This window comes from Nocardia sp. NPDC056564 (genome assembly GCF_042793755.1).
Taxonomy (GTDB): domain Bacteria; phylum Actinomycetota; class Actinomycetes; order Mycobacteriales; family Mycobacteriaceae; genus Nocardia.
On sequence record NZ_JBHTUR010000008.1, the window covers coordinates 219,443 to 231,568 of the forward strand.

The window sequence follows — 12,126 nt, forward strand, 5'->3', positions numbered from 1 at the left end:
GAAATGGCGCTGGTGGAGGCCGAACTCGACACCCGCTGGCCGGAAACCAAGATCGAGCCGTCGCTCACCCGGATCGCCACCCTGATGGACCTGCTCGGCTCGCCGCAGCAGAGCTACCCGGCGATCCACATCGCGGGCACCAACGGCAAGACCTCGGTGACCAGGATGATCGACGCGCTGCTCACCGCGCTGCATCGGCGCACCGGCCGGATCACCAGCCCGCACCTGCAACTGGCCACCGAGCGGATCAGCATCGACAACGCGCCGATCACGCCCGCCCAGTACGTGGAGACCTATCGCGAGCTGGTGCCGTTCATCGAGATGATCGACGCGCAGTCGGCCGCGGCGGGCGGTCCGGCGATGAGCAAGTTCGAGGTGCTCACCGGCATGGCGTTCGCGGCCTTCGCCGAGGCGCCGGTCGACGTCGCGGTCGTGGAGACCGGCCTCGGCGGCACCTGGGACGCCACCAACGTGATCGACGGGCAGGTCGCGGTGATCACCCCGATCGGCCTGGACCACACCGAATACCTGGGCACCGATCTCACCTCCATCGCGGGGGAGAAGGCCGGGATCATCAAACGCGCGCCGGAGAGCCTGATCCCGCGCGACACCGTCGCGGTGATCGCCGAGCAGGACCCCGAGGCGATGGACGTGCTGCTGCGCCGGGCGGTCGAGATGGACGCCGCGGTGGCCCGCGAGGGCAGCGAATTCCGGGTGCTGGCCAGGCAGATAGCGATCGGCGGCCAGCAGCTCGAATTGCAGGGCCTCGGTGGCGTATACGACGAGATCTTCCTGCCGCTGCACGGTGAGCACCAGGCGCACAACGCGGTGCTCGCGCTCGCGGCGGTCGAGGCGTTCTTCGGGGCGGGCGCGGACCGCCAGCTCGACATCGAGGCCGTCCGTGCGGGTTTCGCGAGCGTCACCAGCCCGGGCCGGCTCGAGCGGATGCGCAACGCGCCGACCATCTTCATCGACGCCGCGCACAACCCGGCCGGCGCGCAGGCCCTCGCCTCGACGTTGACCGCGGAGTTCGATTTCCGCAAGCTGGTCGGCGTGGTCTCGGTGCTCGCTGACAAGGACGCCGACGGCATCCTCACCGCGCTGGAGCCGGTGCTCGACGAGATCGTGGTCACCGGCAACGGTTCGCCGCGCGCCATGGACGTCGACCAGCTCGCCGATCTCGCGGTGCAGCGCTTCGGCGACGAGCGGGTGATCACCGCGCCGACCCTGCCGGACGCGCTGGAGACCGCGATCGCCATCGCCGAGGAGGTCGGCGAGGCGGGGGAGATGGTGTCCGGCGCGGGCGTCGTGGTGACCGGCTCCGTGGTCACGGCGGGCGCGACGCGCGCGCTGTTCGGAAAGGACCCCGCATGAGTGAGCCCGCCGCCCAACCTGATTCGGTACCGCCGCCCGCGACCGATCCGTGGAAGGGCTTTCGCGGGGTCATGGCGGGCACGCTGATCCTCGAGGCGATCGTGGTGCTGCTCGCGCTGCCCGTCGTCGGTGCCGTGGGTGGCGGGGTGACCTGGGTTTCGGGCACCTATCTCGTGCTGCTCGCCGTGGTGATGTTCCTCGGCGCGGGCGTGCAGCGCAGGTCATGGGCCATGCCGTTCAACCTCGGGCTGCAGGTGTTCGTCTTGCTCGGCATGTTCATCCACCTGTCCATCGGCGTCATCGGCATCGTCTTCGCGGTGGTCTGGGGCTTCATCCTGGTGTTGCGCGCGGACGTGCGCGGCCGGATGGAGAAGGGCCTGCTGCCCAGCCAGCGGGCGCAGCGCTCGTCCTGAATCCGGGACCGCCGCGTTGCCTTGGCAACCGCCGGTTCGGTACCCACTGGGGGTTCCGGTTAGAGTGTGCGCCGTGACTGAGCAGACGTTGGTACTCATCAAGCCGGACGGTGTGGCCCGTGGCCTCGTCGGCGAGGTGCTGGTACGAATCGAGCGCAAGGGCCTGAAGATCGCGGCCCTCGAGCTGAAGCATGTGTCCGAGGACTTGGCCAAGGGCCACTACGCCGAGCACGCCGAAAAGCCGTTCTTCGGCTCCCTGATCGAATTCATCACCTCCGGCCCGGTCGTCGCGGCCATCCTGGAGGGGCCGCGCGCCATCGCGGCGTTCCGGCAGATCGCCGGCGGCACCGACCCGGTCGAAAAGGCCGTACCGGGCAGCATTCGCGGAGACTTCGCCCTGGAGACTCAGGAGAACCTGGTACACGGGTCCGATTCGCCCGAATCGGCCAAGCGTGAGATTGCTCTGTGGTTCCCGGAGTTCCCGGCCTGAAAATAGTTTGCGAGTTGGACACAGTCGTGAGCGAGCGCAGCGAGTGAACCAACGACACAGCGCCCAGCGGTGCGCGGCTGACCGAGCTTCAGCGAGGTTAGTCGTGCGCCGCGGCGAACCCGCGGCGCTCGGTATGGGATACTGACATCGGCTGCTTTTGATGCCGACTGTTCGCGCAGGTACGTGGACTATCGGGGCCATCGCAGCCGGATGACACACCGCGGTTCGATGCCGATCATCGCTGCCACGGACAAAAGGCCCGGTCGCTGGGCCTGTTGTTCGCGTCGGCACGCTGGATGAGCGCTCACAACTGTGGAGTTCAGCCAACAGCCAGGCGCCGCGTGACCAGTTAGCCCAAACCGACGAACAACATGGTGATAACCGGACATGCGGGGCGAGACCATATGACCTTGCGCTGAGCGGCGTGAGGCGAACGGATAGTGCCCCCGCGTCGGCCGCTTCACTCCTTACCGGGAGGGACGCGCCCGGGGGTCCGAGGAGACTTCGTGGCCGAAAAAGAGCCATTGGAAACAACACCACAGGATGCCGAACAATTGCCGGAGCGAATCCGAGTTCACGCACTCGCCAAGCTGCTGGGGGTAACGAGCAAGCGCATCCTGGCCAAGCTCACCGAGTTGGGGTCCGACGCGCGCAGCGCGCAATCGAACGTCGACCGGGCGATCGCGGAGTCCGTCCGCGACGCGCTGGGGCCGCCGGAAGGCGACGCCCCGGCACCGCAGGCCGCGGCCGAACCGCCGGTCGAAGTACCGGCCGCCGCGGTCGAGGCCCCTGCCGAACCGGAACCCGCGCCTAGCCGCGGTCACGGCGGCCTGGTCTTCTCCGCCCCCGAACCGCTGATCGGCAACTCCGGCGCGGAGAACCCGCACGAGGTCGCCCACCAGCCCTCGGTGCAGCTGTTCACCCACCCGGTCCGGGAAGAGCCGCACGTCGCCGCGCCGGTGGTCTTCGAGTCCGCCGCCGTCGTGCAGGCGCCGCTGTTCCTGCCGCCGGATGCCGCGGCCGCCGAACAGGCCCGCCGCAAGCGCCGCACCGAGCGCGACGTCCGCCGCGAAGAGCCGGTGGCCGAGGAGCCGGTGGTCGAGGACGAGCCCGAGACCGCCGAGGACGATCAGGACTCGAACGACCAGCAGAACGACGCCGACGGTCAGCCCCGTCGCCGCCGTCGTGGCCGCCGTGGCCGTGGCCGCGGTCGCGGCGAGCAGCACAGCGACGCCGACGACGAGAACGACTCGGACGACGCCGAGGACGAACAACCGGCCGAGACCGCCGAGACCGGCGGCACCCCGGAAGCCGGCGACTCGTCCGAGGACAACGCCGACTCCGACGAGGACGAGAACGAGTCGGACGGCGCGAGCCGTCGCCGGCGTCGTCGTCGCCGGCGCAAGGTGGCCGGCGACTCCGCCGACGCCGAGGCCGCCACCACCACCGAGGACGACCCGCCGAACACCGTCGTGCACGAGCGCGAGCCGCGGAACAAGAGCCGCAGCCGCGCCGCCGCCGTCGACGAGGTGCAGGGCATCACCGGTTCCACCCGGCTCGAGGCCAAGCGCCAGCGCAGGCGGGACGGCCGCGAGGCAGGCCGGCGTCGTCCGCCGATCCTGACCGAGTCGGAGTTCCTGGCCCGCCGCGAAGCGGTGGATCGGGTGATGGTGGTGCGGGAGAAGGCGTTCCCGGACCATCCGACCGCCACCCAGGTCGCGGTGCTCGAGGACAACATCCTGGTCGAGCACTTCGTCACCAGCACCGGTTCGGCGTCCATGGTCGGCAACGTCTACCTCGGCAAGGTGCAGAACGTGCTGCCGAGCATGGAGGCGGCGTTCGTCGACATCGGCCGTGGCCGCAACGGCGTGCTCTATGCCGGCGAGGTGAATTGGGAGGCCGCCGGTCTCGGCGGTAAAGAGCGCAAGATCGAACAGGCGCTCAAGCCGGGCGAACTCGTGCTCGTGCAGGTCTCCAAGGATCCGGTCGGGCACAAGGGCGCTCGGCTGACCACGCAGATCAGCCTGGCCGGCCGCTTCCTGGTGTACGTGCCCGGCGGCACCTCCACCGGCATCAGCCGCAAGCTGCCCGACACCGAGCGCAAGCGGCTCAAGGAAATCCTGCGCGACATCGTCCCGAACGACGCCGGTGTGATCATCCGCACCGCGTCCGAGGGCGTCGCCGAGGACGAGCTGGCCCGCGACGTCGAACGGTTGCAGGCGACCTGGCGCACCATCGAGAAGGCCGCCGAAGGCAAGAACGACGGCCAGCCCAAGACGCTGTACGAAGAGCCCGACCTGCTGGTCAAGGTCATCCGCGACCTGTTCAACGAGGACTTCTCCAAGCTCGTCATCGAGGGCGACCGGGCCTGGAGCACCGTCGAGAAGTACATCGGCACCGTCGCGCCGGAAATGCTCGCCCGGGTCTCCCGGCACGAGAACAACGGCGTCGACGTGTTCGAGGCGTACCGGATCGATGAGCAGCTGGCCAAGGCGCTCGATCGCAAGGTGTGGCTGCCCTCCGGCGGCACCCTGGTGATCGACCGTACCGAGGCGATGACCGTGGTCGACGTCAACACCGGCAAGTTCACCGGTTCCGGCGGCAGCAACCTGGAAGAGACGGTCACCCGCAACAACCTGGAGGCCGCCGAGGAGATCGTGCGCCAGATGCGGTTGCGCGATATCGGCGGCATGATCGTCGTCGACTTCATCGACATGGTGCTCGAATCGAACCGGGACCTGGTGCTGCGCCGGCTCACCGAGGCGCTCGGGCGCGACCGCACCCGGCACCAGGTGTCCGAGGTGACCTCGCTCGGCCTGGTGCAGATGACCCGCAAGAAGCTGGGCACCGGCCTGGTCGAGGCGTTCTCGACCACCTGTGAGCATTGCCACGGGCGCGGCATCCTGGTGCACGCCTACCCGGTCGAGCCGTCCTCCGGCGACGACGGGGGCGGCCGGGGCGCGGCCAGGGAGACCGGATCGCGGCGTCGCCGCGGCCGGGACAAGGGTGCGGCGCCCGCCGCGCCGGTCGCCGCGACCAACGGGACCGCGCCGGTGGAGTCCGAGGAGGACATCGCCGTCAAGCGGGCGCATCCGGTGGCGTTGGCGATGGCCGCGCATCACGGTGACGAGGACGAGCCCGGTGCTGCCGAGGATCGGGCTGACGCCGAGCACGAGTCGGTGGATATCAAGCCGCTCGAGGTCGCGACGGCCGAGGCCGACGTTGCCGAGCCCGCCGAGGTCGCGGACACCGTCGAGGCGGCCGAGCCGGTCGTCGAGACCGCGCCGGTCGAGCCCGCGCCGGTCGCCGAGGCTCCTGCGGAAACGGTGACACCGCCGACCGTGGAACACGCGGTAACCAACGGTGCGCCGGAACCGGCACCGCGCACGAGCCGACGTCGCCGGGTCGCGCGTTCGGCCGCGGCTCCCGCCGCCGACAGCAGCGGCGCGGTGTTCGTGTTGCCGACCGCGGAGCAGGCTCCCGCGCCCGCGATCGACTTCACCGCCGAGATCCCGGTCGAGGTGCCGCAGCGCAAGCCGCGGCGGCGTGCCGTGGGCCGACCCGCAGGCCCGCCGCCCGCGGAGTCGTAGCGGCTGATCTGACAGCCTCGACGCGGCCGGTCACACCCTCGGGTATGACCGGCCGCGTCGTCGGATGACGGTCGCGCTGAGGCGGTGCACGGCCGTGCTCAGGCACGGGGCGCAGCACGCGGAACGCACCGGAACCGGGCCTACGCGGGGTTGCTCGCAGGCTGCCGACGGGCGGATTGTGTCGCTGAAGGGGTGCTCTGGTAACCTAGGTCGGTCGCTGCCTGGCGATGGGCGTTATATCACGCCCCGCGCAGCAAGCCAGCCAAGAACATCTCGCGTCGCGCAGTTGTGTCGCGAGAAGAAACATGACTGTACTTAATCGAGTGGAGGAAGCCGACCGATGGCAACGTACGCGATCGTCAAGACCGGCGGAAAGCAGTACAAGGTCGCGGTCGGTGACCTGGTGAAGGTCGAGAAGATCGAGGGTAAGCCGGGTACTTCCGTCGCCCTGGATCCGGTTCTCGTCGTTGACGGGGCCGACCTGACCACCGACGCCGCAAAGCTGGCCAAGGTCTCCGTGGCCGCAGAGGTCGTCGAGCAGACAAAGGGCCCGAAGATCCGCATCCACAAGTTCAAGAACAAGACCGGCTACCACAAGCGTCAGGGTCACCGTCAGCCGCTGACGGTCATCAAGGTCACCGGCATCAAGTAAGACATCCCGAGGAGATTCAGCTATGGCACACAAGAAGGGTGCGTCCAGCTCCCGGAACGGTCGCGATTCCAACGCCCAGCGCCTCGGCGTCAAGCGCTTCGGCGGCCAGAAGGTCAACGCAGGCGAGATCCTGGTGCGTCAGCGCGGAACCCACTTCCACCCCGGCGTGAACGTCGGTCGTGGCGGTGACGACACCCTGTTCGCCCTCGCGGCGGGCGCGGTCGAGTTCGGCACCAAGCGCGGACGCAAGACCGTCAACATCGTCGTCCCGGAGCCGGTCGAGGCCTAGGCCTTACCTCTCCAGACAACAGCCGAGCGGGTCAGGGTCGCAAACCCTGGCCCGTTTTCGCGTTTTCAAGACTCAGCGCGTTTCAGAACACCGCGCGTTTCCTGCGCACCACTGCGATCGACCAGTCCTGAAGGAGGATGATTCGGAAATGTCCAAGTTCATCGACCGTGTCGTACTGCACGTGCGTGCCGGCAAGGGCGGACACGGCTGTGCCTCGGTACTCCGCGAGAAGTTCATGCCGCTCGGCGGCCCCAACGGCGGCAACGGCGGCAACGGGGGCAATGTGATCCTCGAGGTCGACCCCAACGTGCACACGCTGCTCGACTTCCACTTCCACCCGCACGCCAAGGCCGGCAACGGCAAGCCCGGCGAGGGCAGCAATCGTGACGGCAAGCAGGGCGTCGACCTGCTGCTCAAGGTGCCCGACGGCACCATGGTGCTGGACAGCGACGGCAAGGTCCTGATGGACCTGGTCGGCGCGGGCAACCAGTTCATCGCCGCCCGCGGCGGACGCGGCGGACTCGGCAACGCCGCACTCGCCTCGAAGGCGCGCAAGGCCCCGGGCTTCGCGCTGCTCGGCGAGGACGGCGAAGAGATGGACCTGGTCCTCGAGCTGAAGTCGGTCGCCGACGTCGGCCTGGTCGGCTTCCCGTCCGCGGGCAAGTCCTCGCTGGTCTCGGTGCTGTCGGCGGCCAAGCCGAAGATCGCCGACTACCCGTTCACCACCCTGGTGCCCAACCTCGGCGTGGTCCTCAGCGGCGACACCACCTTCACCGTCGCCGACGTGCCCGGCCTGATTCCCGGCGCCAGCGAAGGCCGCGGCCTCGGCCTCGACTTCCTCCGGCACCTCGAGCGCTGCGCGGTCCTCGCGCACGTCGTCGACTGCGCCACCCTCGAACCGGGCCGCGACCCGGTCTCCGACGTGGACGCGCTGGAAGCCGAACTCGCCGCCTACAAGCCCGCGCTGAACGCCGACGCCGACCTCGGCGACCTGGCCGACCGGCCGCGCGTGGTCATCCTGAACAAGATCGACGTGCCGGACGCCGCCGAGCTGGCCGAGATGGTCACGCCCGAGTTCACCGCCCGTGGCTGGCCGGTCTTCGAGATCTCGGCGGTCAGCCGGGAAGGCTTGCGGCCCTTGACCTTCGCGCTCGCCGATCTGGTGCTGAAGTATCGCGAGGCGCATCCGAAGGCGGCGCCCGCGCGTCCGGTGATCCGGCCGATCGCGGTCAACCAGACCGGCTTCAGCGTGATCGCGGACCCGCAGGAGCCGGGCGGCTTCATCGTGCGTGGCTCGCAGCCCGAGCGCTGGGTCGTGCAGACGCAGTTCGACAACGACGAGGCCGTCGGTTACCTCGCCGACCGGCTGGCTCGCCTCGGCGTCGAGGACGAGCTGGTCAAGCAGGGCGCCGAGCCGGGAGCCCCGGTGACCATCGGCAACGTGACCTTCGAATGGGAGCCGCAGATCTCGGCGGGCATCGACATGGTGCCGACCGGTCGCGGCACCGACATTCGACTGGAGCAGGACGACCGGATCAGCGCCGCCGAGCGTAAGCACGCGTCGCGGGTGCGGCGTGGTCTGGTCAAGGACGACGAAGAGTAGACGCGCGGGCTCGGCCTCGGCCGAGCCGGCTGCGGTAGGTTCGGTGTCGGCGAGTTCTATTGCTGCGCAGGGAGTTCGATTGCGATGACAGTGAGTTCGGATGCTACCGAGGCGGATTCGGAGCTGAGCGAGGCCCGGCTGGCGATCGCGTCGGCCCGCCGGGTCGTGGTGAAGATCGGTTCGTCGGCGCTGACCAGCCTCGCGGGTGGGCTGGACACCGCGCGCCTGGATCGCCTCGCCGACGCGGTGGAGGCGCGGATGCGCGCGGGATCCGATGTGGTGGTGGTGTCTTCGGGCGCCATCGGTGCGGGGCTCGCACCGCTCGGACTGAGCACCCGGCCTCGTGACCTGGCGACGAAGCAGGCCGCGGCCAGCGTCGGTCAGCTGGCCCTCGCCCACGCCTGGGGCACCTCCTTCGCCCGTTACGGCCGCACCGTCGGCCAAGTCCTGTTGAGCGCCGACGATTTCGCGCGCCGTGAGCACCACCGCAACGCGCAGCGCACCCTGGACCGGCTGCGTTCGCTCGGCGCGATCGCCGTGGTCAACGAAAACGACACCGTCGCAACGGAAGAGATCCGCTTCGGCGACAACGACCGGCTCGCCGCGCTGGTCGCCCACCTGGTCGGCGCCGACGCGCTGGTGCTGCTCTCCGACGTCGAGGGCCTCTACGACGGCGATCCGCGCAAGGGCGCCGCCAGCTTCATCCCCGAGGTGCGCAGCAGCGCCGACCTCGACGGCGTGATCGCCGGCAGCGGTGGCGCGCTCGGCACCGGCGGCATGGCCTCCAAGCTCTCCGCCGCCCGCCTGGCCGCCGACGCAGGCGTCCCCGTTCTGCTTGCCGCCGCGGCCGCCGCCGACCTGGCCCTGACCACCGGCAAGGTCGGCACCGCCTTCGCGGCCCGCCCGACTCGCCTGTCCGCCCGCAAGTTCTGGGTCCGCCACGCCGCCGACAGTCGCGGCGCCCTGCTCATCGACGACGGCGCCGCCCGCGCCGTCGAAGACCGCCGCTCCCTGCTTGCCGCCGGCATCACCGCCCTGCGCGGCCGCTTCTACGGTGGCGACGTCGTAGACCTGATCTCCACCGGCGATCGCCTGGTGGCCCGCGGCGTAGTCGCCTACGACAGCACCGAACTAACCGGCATGCTCGGCCACTCCACCACCGAACTCCCAGACACCATGCAACGCCCCGTAATCCACGCCGACGACCTGGTCAAGGTCTAGCCCCGTCCACGCAGCCCGCCAGCCGCACACCCCCTGATTCCCCGCATACGTAATGGCATGCGACTCCCTATGCGGGAAATCAAAAGCTGTGCGTCATCCTGCATCGAGACGCAGGTAAGTCGGCTACTCACCAGGTCGAATCCCTCAGGCGTGCAGCCGGTTCGGTTCGCCGTCTGCCGAGTGCGGCCGCCAGCGGCTACTTCTGCGAGGGCACCACGCCGGGTTGGTTGGTGGTCGACGGTGGTTGCTGCTGTTGATTTTCGTCGGGGATCGGGCCGGTGACGCCTGGTTGGCCGCCTGGATCCGGCAGGGGGACAGGGGGTTGCGCGGGGGCGGGGACCGGCGGTGCCGGGGGTGGGGAGGGCAGGGGTGGGGGTGCCTGCTCGGTGGTCGGGGGCGGCGGCGCCTGCTGCGGAGCCGGCGGGGGTGCCTGCTGAGTCGACGGAGCCGGGGCGGGTGGGGGTGCCTGCTGGGTCGACGGTGCCGGTTGCGTCGAGGGCGGCGCGTCCGGGGTCGGCGGGTGCGGGGTGGTCGGCGGCGCCTGGGTGGTCGGTGGCGGCGTCGGCTGCGGGTCGGGGACCGGGCGCGGCGGAGTCGTAGTGCTCGGGGGCGCTTGGGATTCCGGGACCGAGGGGGCCGGGGCGGGCGCCGACGGACGGCCGTTCGGCTGGCTGTCCTGCGGGATCTGTTGCGGCGGAGTGTATTCCGGCTGTTCGCTCGGCGGCGCGGGCCGACGCTGCGGTGGCGCGGCGGGTGCGGGCTTGCTGTCGGCGGGCAACTGCGGCGGCGAGGGCAGCGCCGGAACGGCCTTGCCCGCCATCCCGTAGGCCGGCTTATACACCATGTTCATCGCCAGGACGGCCTCCTGGCGCAGCGCCTCCTCGGCCATCTTCGCGTCGATGACGTGCGCGGCCTCGAGCAGCCGCGCGACCGCGCCGATCGGCCCGGACGAACCGGGCGGCGCGACCGCGATCTTGACCGCCTCGGCCGCCGCGGCCACGCCGCCCAGCCGGGCGCCGACCTGCCCCAGCACCGCCGCGAGTTCGTCCGCGGAGGCCGCGAAGCTGCGGATGCTGGCGAACGCGGCGTCGGCCGCGGCGCCCTTCCACTCCATCGAGTTCATCACCCGGTCGACGCTGCCGCGGGTGAGCGGGAAGGAAGTGCTCAGCGTGCCTGCGACTTCCAGCCACGCGACCGACGCGCGCAGCACCTCGGCGGCGTCGATCTGCTGGGCCTTGGCGTAGATCTCCTCGTGCCGCATCGACTCGAAGTGCTCCATCGAGCTGATGTAGTCGGGATCGGTGCCGGTCATCGCGGCAGCCTCGAGGCGACGGCGCGCAGGGCGGCGGCGTTGGCGGCATCGGCTTCTTCGAGTAATCCGCCGCTGATCAAGAAGGCTTCCTTCATCCGGTATGCGGCCTCGATGTAGCTGTCCAGCAGCGTGGCGGCATCGCGCGCTTTGTGGTTGAACCCGGCCTGTAACTGCTGCGCGGACACGAATCCGCCGAATCCGCCCAGTTCCGCGGCGGTTTCGAGGCGCTGCTGGAGGTGGATCAACCGTTCGGCTTGCTGGTCGTACATCTCGGCGCAGCGCCGCGCGGCAGCCGGATCGAACTGGACGCCGCCTGCCTGGGCCGCTTGCTTGAACCGGACGATATCGGCTCGGCTGGTCTCGATCGTCATCGCACACCCCTGAGATGGTCGGTCCGCCTCAGACTAGCTCGTGGCCGCGTCGACCGGCAGCAGTGGTTATCTGTCGGCATCGGCGGCCGGGCTCACGACTGGATGCGTTTCTGCAGTTGCGCGCCGATCTGCTCGGCGGAGGCGGGCGTGATGTGCACTTCCTTGCCCGCCCTGATCAGGTAACGCCCGTCGCCCTTGACGTCGAACCAGGTGTAGTGGATCGGCGGCGCCGGCGTCGGCTGGTCCAGCGCGGCCTCGATCCGGATATGTCCTTCCGCGCTGTGCGGTTTGAGCAGCAGCCGGCGAATCCGCGGCGCCGTCGGCTGCTGCGCGACCACCGTCTCCTCGTCGCGCACCGCGTCCGTCGGCGCGACCCTGGCCGGTTCCCGCCCGGGTGGCGCGGCGGGCAGCAGCCCGGCGATCCGGGTGCCGAGCTTGCCGCTGTGCCCGATCGAGAGCCGGACGCGCCCGCCGAAGTCCGGCGTCGATCCGGGTTCCTGCACGGCGAGCACGGCCCGGTCGAAGATCGCCGCGGCCAGCAGCCGGATCTCGCTACCCGGCGTGTGCGTGCCGCCGATCGCGACGATCCTGGTCTGGGGTGCGGCGAGAATCCGCAGGCAGGCGCTCAGATCGGGGTCGGCGCGCAGCGGCAGCCGTTCGTTCAGCGTCGCGCGCAGCCGATCGGCCTCGTCCTCGGTGCGCGGGGTCTCCAGGATGCGCAGCGGATACGGGTGCCGATCCAGGTCGGTTTCGCGCCACAGGTGGGCGAACTCGTCCGGAGTGAAGGTCCAACTCACCGCCCGAATCACAT

General features: G+C 70.1%; 11 protein-coding genes. 8 read left to right on the plus strand and 3 right to left on the minus strand.

Annotated elements, in window-relative coordinates; all coding sequences use genetic code 11:
• Positions 1-3 precede the first annotated feature (3 nt).
• The 8 genes from ACFQ9K_RS21835 to proB all read left to right on the plus strand — a co-directional run bounded on the left by ACFQ9K_RS21835 (position 4) and on the right by proB (position 9,632).
• Complete coding sequence (locus ACFQ9K_RS21835) at positions 4-1,374, plus strand: bifunctional folylpolyglutamate synthase/dihydrofolate synthase (RefSeq protein ID WP_378720361.1); 1,371 nt, start codon at positions 4-6, stop codon at positions 1,372-1,374.
• The gene (locus tag ACFQ9K_RS21840) at positions 1,371-1,787 is read left to right on the plus strand and encodes a DUF4233 domain-containing protein (RefSeq protein WP_378720322.1); all 417 of its coding nucleotides are present in this window, start codon (positions 1,371-1,373) and stop codon (positions 1,785-1,787) included. The genes ACFQ9K_RS21835 and ACFQ9K_RS21840 overlap by 4 nt, the downstream gene beginning before the upstream one ends.
• 73 nt (positions 1,788-1,860) lie before the next feature.
• Complete coding sequence (ndk, locus tag ACFQ9K_RS21845) at positions 1,861-2,277, plus strand: nucleoside-diphosphate kinase (protein WP_378720321.1); 417 nt, start codon at positions 1,861-1,863, stop codon at positions 2,275-2,277.
• A gap of 506 nt (positions 2,278-2,783) precedes the next feature.
• Positions 2,784-5,867: a translation initiation factor IF-2 N-terminal domain-containing protein gene (locus ACFQ9K_RS21850; protein ID WP_378983477.1), complete on the plus strand. Its 3,084-nt coding sequence runs from the start codon at positions 2,784-2,786 to the stop codon at positions 5,865-5,867.
• Positions 5,868-6,207: 340 nt separating this feature from the next.
• Positions 6,208-6,519, plus strand: a complete 312-nt coding sequence (rplU, locus tag ACFQ9K_RS21855; RefSeq protein WP_040732804.1) for a 50S ribosomal protein L21 — start codon at positions 6,208-6,210, stop codon at positions 6,517-6,519.
• 22 nt (positions 6,520-6,541) lie between these two features.
• Positions 6,542-6,808, plus strand: coding sequence for a 50S ribosomal protein L27 (gene rpmA, locus ACFQ9K_RS21860; protein WP_040732806.1), 267 nt, complete (start codon positions 6,542-6,544; stop codon positions 6,806-6,808).
• Between the two features lie 148 nt (positions 6,809-6,956).
• Positions 6,957-8,411: a GTPase ObgE gene (gene obgE / locus ACFQ9K_RS21865; protein ID WP_378722946.1), complete on the plus strand. Its 1,455-nt coding sequence runs from the start codon at positions 6,957-6,959 to the stop codon at positions 8,409-8,411.
• 84 nt (positions 8,412-8,495) lie between these two features.
• Complete coding sequence (proB, locus tag ACFQ9K_RS21870) at positions 8,496-9,632, plus strand: glutamate 5-kinase (protein ID WP_378722944.1); 1,137 nt, start codon at positions 8,496-8,498, stop codon at positions 9,630-9,632.
• A gap of 196 nt (positions 9,633-9,828) precedes the next feature.
• On the opposite strand, the gene ACFQ9K_RS21875 is transcribed toward proB, so the two are convergent.
• The 3 genes from ACFQ9K_RS21875 to ACFQ9K_RS21885 all read right to left on the minus strand — a co-directional run bounded on the left by ACFQ9K_RS21875 (position 9,829) and on the right by ACFQ9K_RS21885 (position 12,112).
• Positions 9,829-10,944, minus strand: a complete 1,116-nt coding sequence (locus ACFQ9K_RS21875) for a hypothetical protein (RefSeq protein WP_378722943.1) — start codon at positions 10,942-10,944, stop codon at positions 9,829-9,831.
• Positions 10,941-11,315 carry a hypothetical protein gene (locus ACFQ9K_RS21880; protein ID WP_378722942.1) on the minus strand — a complete coding sequence of 125 codons (375 nt, stop codon included), beginning with the start codon at positions 11,313-11,315 and terminating at the stop codon, positions 10,941-10,943. The genes ACFQ9K_RS21875 and ACFQ9K_RS21880 overlap by 4 nt, the downstream gene beginning before the upstream one ends.
• 92 nt (positions 11,316-11,407) lie before the next feature.
• Positions 11,408-12,112, minus strand: a complete 705-nt coding sequence (locus ACFQ9K_RS21885) for an ESX secretion-associated protein EspG (protein ID WP_378722940.1) — start codon at positions 12,110-12,112, stop codon at positions 11,408-11,410.
• Positions 12,113-12,126: the final 14 nt, after the last annotated feature.